This window comes from Peptostreptococcus sp., assembly GCF_977045075.1.
The window spans coordinates 1-19,395 of the sequence record NZ_CDRRTB010000021.1; the positions used below are offsets into that span (position 1 = coordinate 1).

The following is a 19,395-nucleotide window of genomic DNA, read 5'->3' on the forward strand; positions in this document are numbered from 1 at the left end:
AAGCTATTTGAAGAGATACTATAAGCTCGGGAGGAAGATATGAAAATATACAAGGAGCTTCAAGCCTTAAAGGAGAAAGAATATGCAGATTTTCAAGCCAAACTGGTTCCGACTATAGAACCATCGACAATTTTAGGCATTAGGGTACCAAAGCTTAGGGCCTTAGCCAAGTCATATATAAGGGACCAGGAATGCCAAGTGTTTCTTGATAGTCTACCACATAACTACTATGATGAAAATATGTTGCATGCAATACTGATTTCAGAGATGAAGGACTATGATAAATGTATTAATAGGCTGGAGACCTTCCTGCCGTATGTAGATAATTGGGCGGTATGTGATATTATGTCCCCCAAGCTTTTTAAAAGATACAAGGAGGACCTGATGACCAGGATTAAGGTATGGATGGCCTCTGAGGAAACCTATACGATTAGGTTTGGTCTGGGTATGCTAATGACTCATTTTTTGGATGAGGACTTTAGACCAGAATACCTTGATATGGCTTCCAGCATTAGGTCTGATGAATATTATGTGAATATGATGATAGCCTGGTTCTTTGCTACGGCCCTAGCCAAGCAGTGGGAGGTCAGCCTTCCTTATATTGAGGACAAGAGATTGGATGACTGGACCCACAAAAAGGCTATACAAAAGGCCAGGGAAAGTCTCCGTATCAGCAAGGAAAAAAAGGAATACCTAAAGGGACTAAAGTAGTTGACATTTATACTCTATGGGGGTATAACATAGATAAAGGTAAACTGATTGAAATAAAAACATAGCTACAATATATGGCGAAAGAGATGATTTAAGGAGGAAGACTTATGAACTTTTTGGAATTGGCAAAGGAACGTTATTCCTGCAAGAGCATGGATGGAAGAAGGGTTGAAAATGAAGAGGCCCTGATGCTATTGAACCTAGGATATCCGGCAGAAGGTGCTGGCCCACTTGCCAACCACGGAACTCGTAAGCCTCTAGAGGAAACCGTAAAGTATGTATAAAAAATACTTGTATAAAAGTAAGAGAGCACTAAGTAAGGTAGATAAGTAAGGTAGATAGGTAAAGTAAATATGTAATTAAGTAGAAAAGTAGGACCAATGAAATTGGAAAATGAAAGCAAATCGTTAATTAAATATATAGGTACGATTAAGCTGTATAAATGGAGGTGGATATATGAATACTCTGATATGCTATAAGAAGTGCACTACCTGCAAGGGGGTAGAGAAGATAATGAAGGACCAGGGTCTTGACTATGACCTAAGAGAAATAGATAAGGAAAATCCAAGTATAGAGGAGTTGAAGGCTTGGAGAGAAAAGTCAGGCCTACCGCTAAAAAGGTTCTTCAATACTAGCGGTAAAATCTACAAGGACTTGGGCTTGTCTAAAAAGCTAGGGGATATGTCAGAGGAGGACCAGTACAAGCTATTGGCAAGAGATGGTATGCTGGTAAAAAGGCCAATCCTACTTGTAGGTGATGACAAAATTCTAGTAGGTCCGGATGTAAAGAAGTACCTTCTAGGAGAATAGTTATGAAAAAAAAGAGGTCACAAGTCCACATATGATTGGACAGGTGACCTCTTATTTTATAAATCAAGCTTCGATTTTTCTTTCTTCTATATAGGCATCAAGCATTTCAGAAACCTGAACAACCAAGTCCTTGCAAGGTGGTTTCTTAGTCATTATAGGTCTGCCTTCAGGAGTCTTTTCACCAGTCAAGCCCAATAGCTCCTTACAAATGATAGAACCATTTTCTTCCTGGAATCTTTCGGCAAGTTTTCTGATTACCTTATAGTGTTCGTTTTTTGCTTCCTTGTCAGTAGGGTCTGTGAATCCGTTTAGTAGACCAACTACCATAAACATACCGCTGACAGCTCCACATACCTCTCTTAATTTGGATATACCTAGTCCAAATGGTGAAGCCATTCTTAAAGAAGTTTCCTTGTCTAGGCCAGTTTCATCACTAAAGGCTAAAACTACAGCCTGAGAGCAATTGTATCCTTCTAAGAATAAATCTCTAGCTAAATCTGAATGCTTACTCAATTTAATATACCTCCATAATTTACAGATTACCATATTTTCACATATTCATATCTTATCATATATAGGGGTATATTTATAGCTTATATATTAGATTTTTTTATAATAGAAAATTAGTAATATATTATTTAGGAGTTATTTTATTAAGTTTTATTTAAAGCTGGCAGCAAGGTCTACTAGGCCGTGACCATAGTATGTTGAGTTTTTAGAATTTATAGAGATTATCAGACCCTCGTCTTCCCAATCTATATTCTTGTTTTCTGACAAGATGGCCTTTTTGCCATTAAAGTAGACATATTTGGCCTGGCTTGATCCTGTTTCATAGGCATTTGCCTTCTTGGCAAGTCTTTCCTGGACGTAGATTTTTGCACCATCCTTTTCTAGGACAAAGTCTGCCATATCACTAGCTGGAAGACCATTTTCATCCTTAAAGAGGCTTAGCTCTACCAGCTTAAAGTCCTTAGGAAGCCTTGGACTAAAGGCTAGGTGTTTTTTAGCTGCTTCAAGTGACTGGAACTTGATAAGATTTTTGTCTAGCTTTTTATCACTATCCTTTTCTAGGATATATGTACCATTTTTTTCATCAATCTCACTGATTTTGTTACCATCTATGTCAAATATGCCAGCCTTTTTACCATCCTTGTAGCTGATTTCATCTATTTGCCTACCCTGGGCGTCATATATCTTACCCCTTAAATTTTCAGGGAAGTGGTAGATTAGCTGGCCCAAATCGACAAGTGGTCTTTCAACTTGAACAGTAACATAGCCATTTTCTGTACTTAAGGTATCAGTGGTTACAAATAATTCACTTCCTATAACTGGTATACCTATACCTGAAACTAGGAGTAGGCCTGCTATTGATGCAGCTATTAGCCTTCTTGTCCTGCGTCTAGAAGGAGTCTTAAACCCTTTGTCTCTAGCCATATTAATAACCTTATCTTCTTTTATAGTTTTCATTTCAATTATGTCAGATAGTCCCTGTTTTGCATCTTGAGACTTGCCTCCTTGCAGACTAGACTTAATCCTATCCCTAGTGGCTTGACTAGGTGAAAATTCTTGGTCTAGCCCTTCTCTTAGGTCTATTTCAAATTTAAGATTATTTAAGTTATTTATATCGTTTATGTTCATAATTATTCCTCCTATGCTATCTATAATAGGCACGCATACATATTAGTGCTTGTTTTACGTGAGTTCTGCCTTGAGTTTTTTCAAGGCCCTAAATAGGACAACACCTACATTTTCACTTGATATACCTAAGAGGTCACCTATATCAGTGTTCTTCATGTCAGCCCCATACCTATAGGCAATGATTGTACGCTCCCTGTCATTTAATGAAGCCAGGGCAAGTCTTAGGTCAGACCTCTCGTCTGACATTTGGACTATTTCTTCGGGTGACTGTCCAGTATCAACCAAGGGACTAGCGGTATCTATGCTTATGGTAGTAACCTGCTTTTTTCTATAGAAGCTAGCTATTTCATTTTTGACTATGGAAAAAAGCCAGGTGTCGAAGCTAGACTTGTCAGGGGAGTAGGTGTCTAGCTTATTATTGACCTTTTCAAATACGAGCATGGCAATATCTTCGGCATCCATATGGTTTAGTGTTTTTATATTTATAAATTTGTAAACCCTATCAAAATATTTATCAAAGATATCTTCAAAATTCAAAGAACCACCTCCCATCTTTGTGAATTTAATTAATCTAGATTAATTGTAACCTCTTTCACCTATATATACGTTTAAAATTAGTTTTTCATTAACAAAAAAGTAAAAAAAATCCCCTAGACGGATATGAACCTTTTTACTGGCAATTCAGCAAAGAGGATACATATCAGCCAAGGGGATCCTTATTAATTATTTTCAAAATACGAAAGTCTACATTTTAGATAGGCAAGGAGGCCTATTTATAGGAGTATAAATTATCTAAATATCAGATAAAGGTTATTTCCCCTATTTTCCGTAAAGCTATAAGGGGTCTTTTCAAGAACTAGGGGACTCTGGTACTTGACACTCATCACAGATGTAACAATATCCTTAACCAAATACTTGTCGCTTAGACAAATATAGGACTTTGCATTAGGGTATAGGGTCTTAACTATCCTTGCAGAGGTATCAAACCTATCCTTGCCAGCAATCCTATTAATCCTTACATTCTTTTTAGCCAATTGACCGTACACACCGCTAGCTATGGTATTGTCACCACCTATTGCCAAGATGCTTGATCCAGGGTCTACCACATTGTAGGTAACATTTGGCATAGTATTTTTTCTTGTTAAAAGTATAGGTAGCTTCTTTTCAAAGGCGTATGAAGAAATGGAAGGTGTATCGTAGTAGTGGTCTCCACCGGCAAGTATATAGGCCTTGTCTGACCTCATAAAGCTTGCAATATTAGCAGATGTTTCATACCTGTCCTGGCCCGAGAAGTCATATATTTTGTAGCCCTTAGCCCTTAGGTCATCTTTTACATTTTTAGATATAACCATTTCTCCAGATAGGATGTAGATGTTCTTTGCATGGAGTCTAGTTAGCTCAGCTAGGAGACCTTCATCAAGCCTGTCCCTATCAGATAATAGTATAGGGGCATATAGGTGGCCAGCCATTGAAGCCGAGCACAGGGCATCAGGAATACTATCTTTACCAACTAGAACAACGTTTTCATTCCTTCCAAAACTAGCCTCAGAAATTTTAACAGACATTTCAATTGGTCCAGCTTTTTCAAGTCCATCTGGTATGTTTGGCTTTTCTAGATTGATGCTTACATGATTGCTAGAATTTACGATCTTCATTATCTCTGAATATAGGTTGACCCTTGTCCTATAGGTATTAAAATTATGTGGGCCATCCTTTTTGCTGATGGTCATATAGTAGTAGTCACCGCCAGAAGTTTTTTTGCTAATTCCAATTTCACACCCATCAACATAGATTACAAAATCATAGGTTTTAATCCTTGTTTCACTATTGTAGTAGTCTAGCTTTATTGAATCCAGTAGGCCAGCAAGCTTGTCCAGTAGGGCCTTGTCATTTAGATTGTACTTTGGGCCGAAGAAGTCACCAAATACAAAGCTCTTGGAATCCTTGACCTCCTTATTAATATCGATATCGATCTTGTCAGCAGCATTTACTACAGCCAGAGAAGATGCTGAAATAGTAGCGGCCAAGACAGAAGCCACAATTTTTTTCTTAGTCATTTTACCACTCCTTTACATTATGTAAATACAATTTATAGTATACTTAATTGTATACCTTTTACGGATAAAAATCAATTCAAGTTCAGTATAATCAAGGCTAAGAGAAAATGTATAAAGGAGTGAAAAAATTAATATTGTAAATATGGAAAAGTTTTTCTTTAAATATTCTTAGTAATAAGATATAATTAGGGTAAAATTAGAATTTTTGGAGGGAATTATGTCGTTTTTAACAAATCACTATGTCTTGTCATTTATCAAATTTGCGATATTGGCAACTCTAGGAGAGGTAATAGCAAACAGCATGAGAAATAAGAAGCTGACTATACCTCATTCTATTGGATACAGGATGCTTATCTGGGGTCTTCTGGGTGTATGGATAGCCTTTATGATGGGTATATTTGCTGAGGCTATGGGAGCTAAGTTGGCCAAGTCTAGCTCAACAATCCTGCATACAAAGCTTGCTTTTGCATTCTTAACTTCACTGGTAATGAATACATCATTCGGTCCAGTATTCATGGTACTGCATAAGCACACAGATACCTATTTAGACCTGAGGTATGAAACTAAGGGAGCTAAGGTATCTATCAAGGATATTTGCTCAAGAATTGACTATTTTGCCTATGGAAAGAATGTTCTATGGGGAACAATACCAACATTCTGGCTGCCAGCACATACAGTGACATTCTTGCTGCCAGGCGAGTTCAGAGTTATATTCGCAGCTCTACTATCAATCTGCCTAGGTATCCTACTTTCACTAAAGTCAAAATAGGGATGGCCAAGGTGTATGATATGGGCTGGACCTAGATCATAGTAGATGGTAAATAACAATAATTAAAGAAAGGCTTAAAGGGTCGAATGCATGACCAAGGATGCCTGTAAAGAGAAAATTTATACCGATTCCATTCTAGTTACAAGCTAGCAATTGGAGTCGGTTTTTCTTATATTAAAAATACCTAGATAAAGAAATTTAATCTTTTTTTGAAAAAAATTGAATATATATGAAAATATTGGATATATATAAAAATGAGTTAAACATAATTTGTGAATTTTAGTATCATTTAAATTAGTTCCCTGAGGTAAGCTTACCCTCAGGGAATTTTTTTATCATCTGAGCTATTTTTACTTGAGGAGTTTTATATCTTGTCCAAGGCATACCTACTTAAAGGGGATTTTTTGATAATCTAAGCCAAGTTACTAGTAGTTATTTTTTATTCACCCTGACCAAAAATATTCGGATACAACTTATTTATATTTAACTAAAACTGATTCATTTGTGGTATAATTCCTAATATGTAATTGAGATATTTATAGTAGTTTTGAAAGCAAGGTGTTTGATTTTGAAGAATATTTTAAATAAGGAATTCAAGGAGAGATATATACCAGACCCATCAAAGGTCCATGAGATTTTGTATAAGGACTGTCAGGAGGTTTTGAAAAATCGTTTAATAGCGCTTATAATAGTCGCTTTGATGATTTTCCCATCACTTTATGCCTGGTTTAATATAGAGGCCTTCTGGGATCCATACGGAAATACCAAGAACCTGAGTGTGGCCATAGTAAACCAGGACCAGGACTATGAATATAAGAACCAAAGACTTAACTTTGGTAACGATATAGTAAAAAACCTCAAGGAGAACAGGAGTCTTGACTGGCATTTTGTAGATTCCAAAATGGCAATTGAAGGCCTAAATACAGGTAGGTATTATGCAATCCTAACCATACCTAAGGACTTCACAGAGTCACTAATGTCTGTGACCCAGGTAGATGTAAGGAAGGCCAAGATTATATATACTACAAATGAAAAAACAAATGCAATAGCAGAAAAGATAACTGACCAGGGGGCCAACAAGCTTCAAGCCAAGATTAGCAACCACCTAATCCAGGTAATTAGCAAGACATCTCTAGGTGCTATGGGTGGCATATCGAATATGTCTGACGATATTAATCCAAAGCTGACGGCTATGAAGACATCCCTACAGAGGCTAGATGCCCAGCTAGTAAATAGTAAGAAGCTGGCAGAAAATAACAAGAATATGATAGGTGACCTAGACAAGTCTCTAGCTAGTTCAAAGACAAGTCTTGACGCAATGAAAAATACTATAAATAGTACAAAGAGAATTAATGATGACATTGCTAGTATGGCTACAGATGCGACGTCGAGTATTCAATCTACGTCAGCTAGTATAAAGGCTGCCCTAAGAGATGTAGACAGGATTATGGATTCATCAGTCAGCCTAGCCCAGTCCCTAAGTTCAATAGGAGATCAAGGGGCCCCGCAGGCCATCGCAAGCATAGAAAATATTAGGGACAAGATAGACCAGGCAGCTACAAGAGTTAATAGCATTAGTCAGGTCCTAAATGACATAAATGTAGTGAATTCAAATGTCTTAAATAATGCAGTAACTAGGCTAAACAATGAATATAAGTCGCTAACAGATGCTAGTTCTAGACTGGCATACCTTATTGACCAGGTAAATACGAGTAATAGTATGTCAAGCTCTATAGCCCAGGATGTTGTCAATATAGTTGGCGAATCAAGTGAAGGCATAAATAATTTTATTAGAGACTTTGATTACCTGGTTACTAGGCCACTTAACATGGTAAATGGAAATGTGTCTACAGTAACTGGTGATATCAGGGCTATGGTTGATTCAACTAGCCAGCTATATCCAAGTGTAAATAGCTTTATAAATACTGCATCGTCCTTAAATAGCAGGGTCGGATCTAGTATTACAACACTTGAAATCTCAATAGATATATTGAGGGGACAGGTTTCTGACTCTATAAAGATGATTGATGAAATACAGAACAATAAGGACCTAAAGGCCTTTAACAATGTAATTAAGTCAAATATACTTGAAAGGGCAGACTTTATAAAGAACCCAGTGGAAATAAAGGAAGAAAAGATGTATAAGATGGCCAATTATGGTTCGTCTATGGCACCATTTTACAGTGTATTGGCAGCCTGGGTAGGAGTTATTATCCTATCAACTATATTGTCGACTGAGCCTAACAAGGAGTATAGGAGTATAGATAGGTACTTTGGCAGACTATCATTCTTCCTTATCCTGTCTATTATCCAGTCGATGATAATATCAACAGGTGACCTCTTTATATTGGGAGTAACAGCAAAGGAACCAGTATTGTTTATATTGATATTGATGTTGTGCAGTATGGCCTTTTGTGTCCTTATATTTACCCTGGTATCCTGCTTCAAGACCCTGGGTAAGGGCATAGCCATGTTCCTACTGGTTATACAGATAGGGGGTTCAGGTGGTACCTTCCCAGTTCAGATGACACCTACCTTCTTTAGGACCATAAACTCAGTCATACCATTTACATATGGTATAAATGCTTGTAGGGAAGCCATAGGTGGTGTCTACATGCCAAACCTAGTAAATGATATAGGGGCCCTTTTGGTATTTGCCCTTATACCACTAGTCTTCGGGGTAATGTTCAAGGAGAAAATAAACGACCGAATGGAGCCCCTATCAGAAAAGTTTGAGAAGAGTTTCTTGATACACTAGCAAATTTCTAAAAAGTGTTATATACTTATGAAAGTAATAAAAAATATTATTAGGGTAGTATGGAGGAAGTAATATGTTAACTGTATTTGTAAGGGTGAAGGTAAAGCCTGGTTTAGAGGAGGATTATGTGGCAGCAGCGAAGGCCTTGGTAAAGTCTTCAAGAAAAGAGCTAGAGAACATCACATATGATTTTTGTAAAATTAGCGGTGCAGACAATGAATACTGCTTTGTCGAGAGATGGGAGAGTCATTCAAGTTTAGAAAAGCACATGGCTAGCCAGCATTATATAGATGCAAAGGCTGTGTTCGAGGAGCTAGTTGAGGAAAGTCAGACTACAATTGGGGAAAAAATATAGATAATAAAAAAATAAAATTTCCTATTGACTTTTATAAATTCTAATCGTATAATTAGATACAACAAATAGATAAGAGCCGATGATGAAGAGAGTAGCTTAAATGAATTTACAGCGAGTTGGGGTTTGGTGTGAGCCTGATATTGGAGTTTAAAGTGAAGAGAGCTTTGGAGGTTATTGGAGGAATTTAGTATTCCAATAGGTTTCCCGCCTTAAGGGTTTGAGAGGACAAGATTTGATTGTCAATAAGAGTGGTAACGCGGTATATTCGTCTCTTAGCTAGTATTAGCTAAGAGACTTTTTTATTCTATTTACTGGGGTTAACTGGCCAGTCCTAGTAGATTGAGTGAAATAGTTACAAGACTTAGGACGATTGACTTGTCAATAAGAGTGGTAACGCGGTATATTCGTCTCTTAGCCAGTATTGGCTAAGGGACTTTTTTTTATTTTGAATTATTATATTATTTTTAAAGGAGAAGAAAAATGAAAGCAGGATTGAAAAAATTATTAGCATTAGGATTGGTAGCAGTTTTAGCAGTAGGTCTAGTTGGTTGTGGCAACAAGTCATCTGATAACTCAGGTGGAAACCAGACAGCCCTTGAACAGATTAAGAAGAATAAGAAGTTAGTTGTGGCGACATCTCCTGACTATCCACCATTTGAGTTTATGGTATCAGAAAATGGCAAGAGTAAGATAGTAGGTGCTGACATAGACTTGGCCCAGAAGATAGCAGACAAGCTAGGTGTGGAGCTAGAGGTAAAGGGAATGGACTTTGATGCCTTAGTATCAGCATTGCAGGCAGGTAAGGTTGACATGGTAATCACAGGTATGACTCCAAATGAAGAACGTAAGAAGGCAGTAGACTTCTCAGATATCTACTTCAAGGGTGAAAATGCTGTAATAGTAAATGCCAAGGATGCTGGTAAGTTTACTTCAGAAGACCAGCTTAAGAAGGCAAAATTAGGTGTCCAGAAGGGTTCTACTCAGGAAACATACGTTAAGGACAACCTAAAGGTTACAAACTACAAGGCCCTAGTAGCAGTTCCAGACTTGATTGCCGATATGAAGAATGGCAATATAGATGCAGTAGTATTAAACAGCAAGGTTGCTGGTATAAATGTTACTAAGTACGATGGCATAAAGGTTGTTGAAAACTTGAAGCTAACTAGTGGTGGAGATGAAGAAGCCATGGCAGTTGCTATAAAGAAGGGTGACAATGCCGACCTTATCAAGTTGACAAATGAAGTTATCAAGGAACTACAGGACAGTGGTGAATACGACAAGATATTAGCCAATGCAGTAGACCTAGTCTCAAAAGAAACAAAATAATATTAGAAGATATATGTAATAGAGGAGTTTAGGATGGATTTTAGTTTTGTAAATGAGTACTACCTGTCATACTTACAGGGTGCAGGGGTTACAGTTTTATTATCATTATTGGCCTTGTTATTCGGCTTTATAGTTGGCCTAGTAGCATGTGTATGCAAGATATCGAAGAATTTTATATTAAGATGGATAGCAAATATCTATATTGAGGTCATCAGGGACACACCACTGGTTGTTCAGGTCATGATCATAGCATTCGGTATACCTATGCTATTTGGTATTAACTACCCAAGAATGTTTGGCTATGATGACACTTTTACAGGTGTAGTTATAGGTCTAATACTTAACTCAGGGGCCTATATAGCTGAGATACTAAGATCAGGGATATCCTCAGTTGACAAGGGTCAGATGGAGGCCAGTAGGTCTCTAGGCTTGACATACCTACAGTCAATGAGGTATATAATAGTTCCCCAGGCTGTAAAGAATATTCTACCAGCCTTGGCTAACGAGTTTATATCACTTGTAAAGGAGTCTGCCATAGTAGCCTTCGTAGGTGTAACGGATATTATGTTCGTAGCAAATTCAGTAAAGAATTCAACATATAATGGCTTTGGACCATACTTGTTTGCAGCATTGATTTACTTTGTAATTACCTTTACATTGTCAAAATTGGTAGGCTTATTAGAGAAGAAAATGACTGTAGAAAGATAGGAGATTGTAATGAGTAACAAGGAAGTTTTATTAGAACTAAAAGACCTGCATAAGTCCTTTGGAAACCTGGAGATAATAAAGGGTATAGACCTCGAAATAGACAAGGGCGACATCCTGGTAATAATCGGGCCATCAGGGTCTGGTAAGAGTACAGTACTAAGGTGTATGAACCTATTAGAAGAGCCTACATCAGGCCAGATAATATTTGAGGGTCAGGACATACTTAAAAACCTAAGAACTATAGACAAGACTAGGGAGAAGATAGGAATGGTATTCCAGAACTTCAATCTTTTCCCAAACAAAACCATTCTAGACAATATAACTCTAGCCCCAATGAAGGTAAAGGGCAAGACTAGGGAAGAGGCTGAAAAGAAGGCCAAGGAGCTACTTGAGAGGGTAGGTCTATTGGACAAGGTTGATGCCTATCCAGTCCAGCTATCAGGTGGTCAGCAACAGCGTATAGCCATAGCAAGAGCTCTTGCTATGGAGCCGGACATGATGCTATTTGACGAGCCAACATCAGCCCTAGACCCAGAAATGGTAAAGGAAGTTCTTGACGTTATCAAGGAGCTTGCCCATGAGGGTATGACTATGGCAATAGTTACACATGAGATGGGCTTTGCCAAGGAGGTTGCCGATAGGGTAATATTTGTTGATGGCGGCAAGATTGTAGAGGATGGAAGTCCAGGGGAAGTATTCAACAGACCTAAGAGTGATAGGGCCAAGGACTTCTTCGACAAGATCCTGGTATAGCATAAAAGTAATTAATAGTTTAAAAATAAGAGGGGTAGGTCAAATTTCCATTTTACTGTAGGGGACCCACCCCCTTCTTATAGGTATAGTATATTTGTAGAGATTTTGTATATAAAAAGACTAGTTTTAACAAAGAAAAATCTTTACAGATAGCCTGGTCTATAGTATAATATATGAGTCGTGTAATTTTTACACAGTAAAGGCATAGCCTTTAAATGGACAATGTAGCGAAATTTCCTACTAAGGTGTGTTTAGGTCAGGAGTTTCACACATCCATTTTTTCAAGTGGACAATGCACAAGGGGTGCATCCATAATTTATATTTAAAAAGGAGAAAAAAATATGTCATCAATTACAAGAGGACCTAAGTTTAAGTTATCTAGAAGACTAGGACTTAACGTTTGTGGTCATCCAAAAGCAATGAACAGAGCTGGTAAGGGAACTGCAAGAAGTGATAAGAAGCTTACACCATACGGTCAGCAGCTACTTGAAAAGCAGAGACTTAGAGCTTATTACGGAATATCAGAAAAGCAGATGAGAATCTACATGAAGAAGGCTCAGAAGGCTAAAATGACTACTGGTACTGCAGTTATAACAACTCTAGAATGTAGACTAGACAACCTAGTATACAGAATGGGTCTAGCTAACTCAATCAGACAGGCTAGACAGATGGTATCTCACGGTAACATCCATGTTAACGGAAGAAAGGTAGATATACCATCATTTATCGTTAATGTTGGAGACGAAATCTCTCTAAGAGAAAAGTACAGATCTAACGTATTATTCAAGGCTAACTTTGAAGCAGCTGCATTAAACGAATATCCTTACTTAACTAAGGATCAGGCTAATTATTCAGCTGTATTAACAAGATTACCTGAAAGAGAAGAAGTGCCAATCGAAATCAATGATGCACTAGTAGTCGAATTCTACTCAAAGTCTTCACTATAAGATTGATAATTGGGGCTATAATAAGGTCCTTATATGTACCGAATATGAGCAATCATATTCGGTATTTTTTTATGGAAAATAGCGTTGGAAGAATTTTTATCTCACCAACGCTAAATATTATACAAGCAATACTATACAAGCAATACAATATAAGAGTTTTTCCACCAAGGCTGAATCAGACATCTTGTATGTGATCAAGACCTATAATAGCTATAGTTTTTCCAAACCGGTATCCATAATAAATGTAGCTACCTGGGCAGCCTTGTCCGGGTCCATTGGGTGAAGTGGCAGTCTAAAGTTACCAACCTCATAGCCCAGCATATTCATAGCTGTTTTGACCGGTATAGGATTTACATCTAGGCTCATTAGGTTAATAGCATGTAGGGAGTCATTGAAGACCTGTCTAGCCCCTGCAAGGTCACCCTCATTGAACCTGTCATAAATATTGAAGATAAGCCTTGGGCATATATTTGCTAAAACAGATATATGACCACTAGCACCCATACCTAGCTTAGCCAGGATAGTCTTGTCATCGCCAGAAATAAGGACAAAGTCATCATTAATTATTGGCGAAAGGTCAGCCAAGTGGTCGAGGTCGCTAGATGACTCTATAATACCAGCTATATTAGGTATCTCTGCAAGCTTAGCAATTAGGCTAGGCTCAAGGTTAAAGCCAGTTCTAGCAGGGTCATTGTCTATATAGGCAGGTAGACCACCTGCTAGGGCAATTGACTTAAAGTGGCTGATAAGGCCTAGTTCATTTCCCTGGCTGTAGTAGGGACTAGCTATGATTAGGCCATCAAGACCTAGGGCCCTGGCTCTGATAGATAGGACAACTGACCTAGAAGTATCGTTTAGTCCAGTCTGGGCAAGGACAGGGATCTTCTTGTTTACCCTCTTTACCACAAAGTCCACTACTTCCAAAATTTCATTATCGCTCATAGCAAAGAATTCACCAGTAGTTCTACCCAAAATTAGGGCCTTGGCCCCTATGTTGATATAGGTATCAACTAGCCTTCCTAGACTATCAAAATCTACTTCATTTGTATCTGTAAATGGTGTAACTATATTAATTCCGCAACCTTTAAATAACATTTTGTCTCCTCTTTTCCTTTTAAAATTTCACGCATTATCTACCTCAATTTAGGCCTAGCTAGAGCCTCCCTAGATTGGTCTGCTTTTCTAACCTAAATTGGTCTATATCTCTAATATAAATTAAAATCCTATTTTATACAATAGTTATTAGTTTTATACCCACTATAGCAACAAATAAGCTTACTTTTTTAAGACAAGATGTATTGACCTAACATCTATAGTATGATATAATAAGTGATGTATTAATAAAGGTTAATGAAGGAAAATATGGATACATTAAAAGAGTTATATAAAATAGGTAGTGGACCATCGAGTTCACATACAATGGGGCCACAGAGGGCAGCCAAGAGATTCAAGGAAAAGAATCCTAATGCTGCTAGCTACAGGTGTACACTTTATGGTTCATTGGCAGCTACAGGTAAGGGCCACCTTACAGACTACATAATTGAAAAGACAATCGAGCCAAAGAAGGTTGAATTTATATGGAGAGATGACATCAACCCAGAATTCCACCCAAATGGTATGATGCTGGAGGCTTTAGACGAATCAGGTAATGCCTTTGATGAATGGACAGTATTCTCAGTAGGTGGGGGTACACTAGCAGAAGAAGGCAAGAGAAACCAGGTAGATGGTAAGGTATACTATGAGCATTCTAAGCTAGATGATATAATTGCCTACTGTAAGGAAAATGATAAGTCATTTGTTGAATATGTATTGGATAGGGAGGACGATGACTTCCTAGAATATATGGAAGGTATAGCTGATACAATGAAGGCAGCTATAGACAAGGGAATCGAAAGTAGGGAGGTAATTCCTGGAGAACTAAAGCTTAAGAGGAGGGCTTCTAGGTTCTACAAGAAGTATCTTGCAACAAAAGATTACACGACTCTAGATTATGCATTTGCCCTAGCTGCATCAGAAGAAAATGCATCAGGTGGTACAATAGTTACTGCCCCAACTTGTGGTGCTGCAGGAGTAATACCAGGTGTATTCTTCTCATTGATGGTACACAATGGCTATACTAGACAGCATATAATAGAAGGCCTAATAGTAGCAGGTTTAATTGGTAACCTAATCAAGACGAACGCATCTATTTCAGGTGCAGAGGTAGGATGTCAGGGTGAGGTTGGTGCAGCCTGTTCAATGGCATCTGCGGGTGCTGCCTACCTATTCGGTGGTACACTAGAGCAGATAGAGTATGCTGCAGAAATAGGCTTGGAACACCACCTAGGTATGACATGTGACCCAGTATACGGTTATGTACAGATTCCTTGTATAGAAAGAAATGCAATGGCTGCTGAAAGAGCAATAGCTGCAGCTAAGTATGCCCTAAATACTGATGGTGTCCATACGATATCATTTGACCAGGTAACTATTACCATGAAGGAAACAGGAATTGACTTGATGGACAAGTATAGGGAAACAGCAAAAGGCGGACTTGCTAAGTGGTTCGAGTGCTAATTGATTTTAAAACCATAGCTAAGCTTTGACTTGGTTGTGGTATTGTTTTTAAGGAGGGGTATCAATGTTTAGACCAGTTAGGGGAAAGAGTAGTGAAATTAGTATGGATGCGGCAAGAAACCTGCTAAAGGCATCGCGACGTGGCGTATTGGCTGTAAATGGAGACAATGGCTACCCATATGCCCTACCACTTAACTACATATATGATGAGGACAGTAATACTATTATTTTCCACGGGGCGAGAGTAGGCCACAAGCTAGACTCTATCAAGGCCTGTGACAAGGTGTGCTTTACTGTTTACGGAAATGAAACTATAAAGGAAGAGGCCTGGGCTCCTTATGTCCAGAGTACCATTGTCTATGGAAGATGTCACCTGGTAGATGACCAGGAAAGGGCGATGGAAATACTAAGGGACCTAGCAAGAAAGTATTATCCAAGTGAGGATATTATTGATGAAGGGATTGCCAAGGCAGGTAAGGCCGTTCAGATGTTCCAGATAGAGATTGAGCATATGACGGGAAAAGAGATTAAGGAAAAATAAATAGGTATAGCAATAAGGCAGTAGATTAAGTAGATTTGCTGTCTTTTTGTTATATATAAGCCTTGTGGACGACCAGATTTTAAAGCGTCTAACAAAAGTGGTCTTTAAGCCTTAAAATATCCAATAAAAAGGTGCTTGAAGGCCGATTTTGTTATATAATGGATAGAGTGTAGGTATAAGATTATTTTTGAAAAATAAAGTGGGACATATTACAATGTACCCCTAGGATATATTTTTAGGTAAGGTGGTAGCTAAATGAACCAGTATGGAAATTTTGCCTATGTATACGACCAGCTAATGGATGATGTAGACTATAATGCATGGGTTAAGCATATAGAAAACTTGATAGAAAAAAGTGGTGCCAGTGTAAAGAATATATTGGAGTTAGCCTGTGGGACTGGTAACATCACGATACCCTTGGCCAAAAAGGGCTACGATATTGCCGGCATAGACATCTCTGATGATATGCTGGGACTTGCCCTAGAAAAGTCAGAAGCCATGGGAGTGCCCCTGGTTTTATTGGAACAGGATATGGTAGACCTAGACTTTGATCTTTACGACCTAGATTGTGTCCTATGTGCCTGTGATGGTTTTAATTATGTAACCAGCCTTGAGGACCTATACAAGGTTTTTTCAAAAATATATGACCTACTAAAGCTGGGTGGGGTATTTATTTTTGATATTAGCTCTTACTACAAGCTGAGTGAGGTTTTGGGTAATAACTTCATGGGTGAGTCTAGGGATGATATTTCATATATGTGGACCAACTATTATGATCAAGCCAACCAACTATTGGAGATGAATCTAGACTTTTTCTTGAAGCTAGACCCAGAAGACGTTGAAGGCGACTACCTTGAAGAAGGACCGCAAGATGATGATAACCTATATGAAAGGTATAGGGAGGTCCACCTACAGAGGGCCCACAGGGAAGAGGAAATTGTAGATATCTTGAAAAAAGCTGGCTTTGGGAGGATTGATTCCTATGGAGATTTTAGCTTTGATAGGCCAGGTGACCAGTCCGAGAGGATTTTCTTCACAGCCATAAAGCATGTATAAAGTATGGAAAATATAGTTTCAGGATACCTATATTGAGTAAAATGTAGGTATAAAAATATATAAATAGAAATAAATAAATAGAAACACAGAAATACATAAATATAGAAATATAGAAATACATAAATAGAAATACATAAATAGAAATACATAAATAGAAACACAGAAATACATAAATAGAAATACATAAATAGAAATACATAAATAGAATATGGAAGTAGAAATACATAAATAGAAATATAGAAATAGAAATACAGAAATATAGAATCATAGAAATAGAGGGGTTTTAATATGAAGGATTATTGTATAAGAGTAACAACAGGAAATAAAGAGGTAAGAGGATTCTTTGCCTCAACCAAAAATATGGTGGAGACTGCAAGGGGCTTTCACAATACTAGTAAGGTGGCAACTGCAGCCCTAGGAAGGACCCTAACAGCTACATCTATGATGGGCTTGATGATGAAGAACAAGGGTGACAAGATCAGTGTCATTATCAAGGGGGGTGGACCTATAGGTACTATCCTGACTACTTCAAACTCAAGTGGTATAGTAAAGGGCTATGTGACTAACCCAGGCGTAGAGGTTGAAAACTATGAAAATGGCAAGCTAAATGTAGCTGGTGCAGTTGGTAACCAGGGAACTATAAGGGTAATCAAGGACCTAGGCCTAAGAGAGCCTTATAATGGTGAGTATGAAATGGTAAGTGGTGAAATAGCAGAGGACTTCACATATTATTTCACTGTATCAGAGCAGACACCATCAGCGGTATCTCTAGGTGTTTTAACTAGGTCTGATGAGGTAGAAGAGGCAGGAGGATTTATAGTCCAGATGATGCCGGATGCAAGTGAAGAAACCATATCTACAATAGAGAGGAACCTATCAGGCATCCAGTCCGTAACTCAGATGCTGAGCCAGGGCTTGACTCCTGAAGACATGATGAATATAGTCCTAAAGGACCTAGAACCTAGCATATTAGACAAGATAGATGTTGCTTTTGAATGTGACTGCTCTAAGGAGAGGGTTGCAGAGGTCTTTGTAGCAATAGGAAAGGAAGAGCTAAAGGCTATTATAGACGAGGACAAGGGGGCTGAAGTAGGCTGCCAGTTCTGTGAATCTAAGTATAGCTTTAGTGAGGAAGAGCTAAAGGAAATATACGACAATATGTAAGAATAGGGCAGGAGGATTAGTATGAGGTTGGACAAGCTGCTTAGTAACCTAGGCTACGGAACTAGGTCAGAAATTAAAAAAATGTGTAGGCAGGGTATGGTCAAGGTTAATGGTCAAGAAATTAAAAAACCAGACCACCATATAGACCCAAACCAGGACCAGGTATGTCTAAATGGCCAAACAATCAGGTATAGGGAATTTATTTACCTGATGATGAACAAGCCTGCAGGCTATGTATCAGCGACCTTTGACAGGTATGACCAAACTGTTATCGACCTTATAGACCATGAATACCTAGCCTTTGACCCCTTTCCAGTAGGCCGTCTCGACAAGGATACAGAAGGACTTCTAGTAATCACAAATGATGGCCATCTAAGTCACAGGGTCCTATCACCAAAAAAGCATGTACCTAAAAAATACTATGCTGAAATAGATCAAGAGGTATTGGCCAGGGATATTAAGACCTTTAGCGAGGGGGTATACATTGGAGATGACTATACTACCAAGCCTGCAAGCCTAGAGGTAATTAGGACCTTTGAGGCCGATGATGGGACTGTACATTCTGAAATATATGTGACTATCAGCGAGGGTAAGTTTCACCAGGTCAAGAGGATGTTCGAAGCAGTAGGTAAAAATGTACTTTACCTAAAGAGGGTTCAGATGGGTGGTTTAAAGTTAGATGAGACCCTTGAACTAGGAGAGTATAGGGAGTTGACTGAAGAAGAAGTTGACCTTTTAGAGAAAAAAGATCTTTAAAAGAAAGATAATTATCTAGAAAATATGTATAAAATACGTAGAGAAAAAATATGTAAAAAAGATATGTAAAAAAGATATATAAATATGCAATTTATAGGCCAGTTAGAAAGGTAAGTGTTGATGAAGAGGAAAGATATTATAGAATTTGAGGTAGGCAAGATGGAGTTCGGTGGTGTGTCCCGATCTATATATGAAGATAAGAGAATAAAGATGAAGGGTGGCATTACAGGTCAAAAGGTAAGGGCTGTTGTGAAAAAATCTAGGTCGGATAGTGGTGAAGTAAAGCTATTAGAGCTACTAGAACCATCTGAAATAGAGACTGCCCCAGTCTGTAGACACTTTAGGCAGTGTGGAGGGTGTTCGATCCTATCCATTCCCTACGAAAAGCAATTAGAAATAAAAAAAGATCAAATACTAGACCTATTCGACAAGGCTGGTATTAAGGACTATGAATTTTTGGGAATTCAGGGTAGTCCTAGCCAGTATGCCT

20 protein-coding genes, 1 pseudogene and 1 other annotated feature are annotated in these 19,395 nt (G+C 38.2%); of the genes and pseudogenes, 16 read left to right on the forward strand and 5 right to left on the reverse strand.

From position 1 onward, the window contains the following. The first annotated feature begins 39 nt into the window (after positions 1-39). From ACW6OJ_RS03235 to ACW6OJ_RS03245, 3 genes are all read left to right on the forward strand, one after another. Complete coding sequence (locus tag ACW6OJ_RS03235) at positions 40-711, forward strand: DNA alkylation repair protein (RefSeq protein ID WP_456095752.1); 672 nt, start codon at positions 40-42, stop codon at positions 709-711. A 107-nt stretch (positions 712-818) separates the two neighbouring features. Beyond that, entirely contained in the window at positions 819-995 is a 177-nt protein-coding gene (locus ACW6OJ_RS03240; protein ID WP_456095753.1) for a hypothetical protein, read from the forward strand. A gap of 172 nt (positions 996-1,167) precedes the next feature. Next, positions 1,168-1,521 carry a Spx/MgsR family RNA polymerase-binding regulatory protein gene (locus ACW6OJ_RS03245; RefSeq protein ID WP_314495811.1) on the forward strand — a complete coding sequence of 118 codons (354 nt, stop codon included), beginning with the start codon at positions 1,168-1,170 and terminating at the stop codon, positions 1,519-1,521. A 63-nt stretch (positions 1,522-1,584) separates the two neighbouring features. Here ACW6OJ_RS03245 and ACW6OJ_RS03250 read toward each other — a convergent pair whose 3' ends face one another. From ACW6OJ_RS03250 to ACW6OJ_RS03265, 4 genes are all read right to left on the reverse strand, one after another. Further along, positions 1,585-2,034, reverse strand: a complete 450-nt coding sequence (locus tag ACW6OJ_RS03250) for a C-GCAxxG-C-C family protein (protein WP_293427697.1) — start codon at positions 2,032-2,034, stop codon at positions 1,585-1,587. A 147-nt stretch (positions 2,035-2,181) separates the two neighbouring features. Next, entirely contained in the window at positions 2,182-3,159 is a 978-nt protein-coding gene (locus ACW6OJ_RS03255; protein ID WP_456095754.1) for a hypothetical protein, read from the reverse strand. A gap of 54 nt (positions 3,160-3,213) precedes the next feature. Next, entirely contained in the window at positions 3,214-3,696 is a 483-nt protein-coding gene (locus ACW6OJ_RS03260; protein WP_456095755.1) for an RNA polymerase sigma factor, read from the reverse strand. Positions 3,697-3,947: 251 nt separating this feature from the next. Then, the gene (locus tag ACW6OJ_RS03265) at positions 3,948-5,216 is read right to left on the reverse strand and encodes a cell wall-binding repeat-containing protein (protein WP_456095756.1); all 1,269 of its coding nucleotides are present in this window, start codon (positions 5,214-5,216) and stop codon (positions 3,948-3,950) included. A gap of 217 nt (positions 5,217-5,433) precedes the next feature. Between ACW6OJ_RS03265 and ACW6OJ_RS03270 the strand changes: the two genes are divergently transcribed. The 7 genes from ACW6OJ_RS03270 (at position 5,434) to rpsD (ending at position 12,832) form a co-directional block, all read left to right on the forward strand. Beyond that, positions 5,434-5,985 carry an Mpv17/PMP22 family protein gene (locus ACW6OJ_RS03270; RefSeq protein WP_293427685.1) on the forward strand — a complete coding sequence of 184 codons (552 nt, stop codon included), beginning with the start codon at positions 5,434-5,436 and terminating at the stop codon, positions 5,983-5,985. A 568-nt stretch (positions 5,986-6,553) separates the two neighbouring features. Continuing rightward, positions 6,554-8,743 carry a YhgE/Pip family protein gene (locus tag ACW6OJ_RS03275; RefSeq protein ID WP_456095757.1) on the forward strand — a complete coding sequence of 730 codons (2,190 nt, stop codon included), beginning with the start codon at positions 6,554-6,556 and terminating at the stop codon, positions 8,741-8,743. 73 nt (positions 8,744-8,816) lie between these two features. Next, the gene (locus tag ACW6OJ_RS03280; RefSeq protein ID WP_314495795.1) at positions 8,817-9,098 is read left to right on the forward strand and encodes a putative quinol monooxygenase; all 282 of its coding nucleotides are present in this window, start codon (positions 8,817-8,819) and stop codon (positions 9,096-9,098) included. 70 nt (positions 9,099-9,168) lie between these two features. Beyond that, positions 9,169-9,374: a binding site (T-box leader), on the forward strand. A gap of 204 nt (positions 9,375-9,578) precedes the next feature. Next, positions 9,579-10,424: a transporter substrate-binding domain-containing protein gene (locus tag ACW6OJ_RS03285; protein ID WP_456095758.1), complete on the forward strand. Its 846-nt coding sequence runs from the start codon at positions 9,579-9,581 to the stop codon at positions 10,422-10,424. Between the two features lie 33 nt (positions 10,425-10,457). Next, positions 10,458-11,132 (forward strand): amino acid ABC transporter permease, encoded by a 675-nt coding sequence (locus ACW6OJ_RS03290; RefSeq protein WP_293433814.1) that lies wholly within the window; start codon positions 10,458-10,460, stop codon positions 11,130-11,132. Positions 11,133-11,141: 9 nt separating this feature from the next. Further along, the gene (locus tag ACW6OJ_RS03295; RefSeq protein WP_456095759.1) at positions 11,142-11,885 is read left to right on the forward strand and encodes an amino acid ABC transporter ATP-binding protein; all 744 of its coding nucleotides are present in this window, start codon (positions 11,142-11,144) and stop codon (positions 11,883-11,885) included. 341 nt (positions 11,886-12,226) lie between these two features. Beyond that, on the forward strand, positions 12,227-12,832 hold the full coding sequence (rpsD, locus tag ACW6OJ_RS03300; protein WP_455105145.1) for a 30S ribosomal protein S4: 606 nt from the start codon (positions 12,227-12,229) through the stop codon (positions 12,830-12,832). Positions 12,833-13,042: 210 nt separating this feature from the next. Here the strand turns inward: rpsD and dapA are convergent, their stop codons facing one another. Beyond that, the gene (dapA, locus tag ACW6OJ_RS03305; RefSeq protein WP_456095760.1) at positions 13,043-13,927 is read right to left on the reverse strand and encodes a 4-hydroxy-tetrahydrodipicolinate synthase; all 885 of its coding nucleotides are present in this window, start codon (positions 13,925-13,927) and stop codon (positions 13,043-13,045) included. 267 nt (positions 13,928-14,194) lie between these two features. On the opposite strand from dapA, the gene ACW6OJ_RS03310 reads away from it, so the two are divergent. The 6 genes and pseudogenes from ACW6OJ_RS03310 to ACW6OJ_RS03335 form a co-directional block, all read left to right on the forward strand. Further along, a complete protein-coding gene (locus ACW6OJ_RS03310; RefSeq protein ID WP_456095761.1) occupies positions 14,195-15,388 on the forward strand; it encodes an L-serine ammonia-lyase in 1,194 nt (397 codons plus the stop codon). A gap of 64 nt (positions 15,389-15,452) precedes the next feature. Then, complete coding sequence (locus ACW6OJ_RS03315) at positions 15,453-15,929, forward strand: pyridoxamine 5'-phosphate oxidase family protein (RefSeq protein WP_456095762.1); 477 nt, start codon at positions 15,453-15,455, stop codon at positions 15,927-15,929. A 255-nt stretch (positions 15,930-16,184) separates the two neighbouring features. Further along, positions 16,185-16,985: a class I SAM-dependent DNA methyltransferase gene (locus tag ACW6OJ_RS03320; RefSeq protein WP_456095763.1), complete on the forward strand. Its 801-nt coding sequence runs from the start codon at positions 16,185-16,187 to the stop codon at positions 16,983-16,985. A 288-nt stretch (positions 16,986-17,273) separates the two neighbouring features. After that, a complete protein-coding gene (gene hslO / locus ACW6OJ_RS03325) occupies positions 17,274-18,149 on the forward strand; it encodes an Hsp33 family molecular chaperone HslO (RefSeq protein WP_455103750.1) in 876 nt (291 codons plus the stop codon). Positions 18,150-18,170: 21 nt separating this feature from the next. Then, entirely contained in the window at positions 18,171-18,905 is a 735-nt protein-coding gene (locus ACW6OJ_RS03330; protein WP_456095764.1) for a pseudouridine synthase, read from the forward strand. 120 nt (positions 18,906-19,025) lie between these two features. Continuing rightward, positions 19,026-19,395, forward strand: a pseudogene (locus ACW6OJ_RS03335) (23S rRNA (uracil-5-)-methyltransferase RumA); the annotation flags it as partial.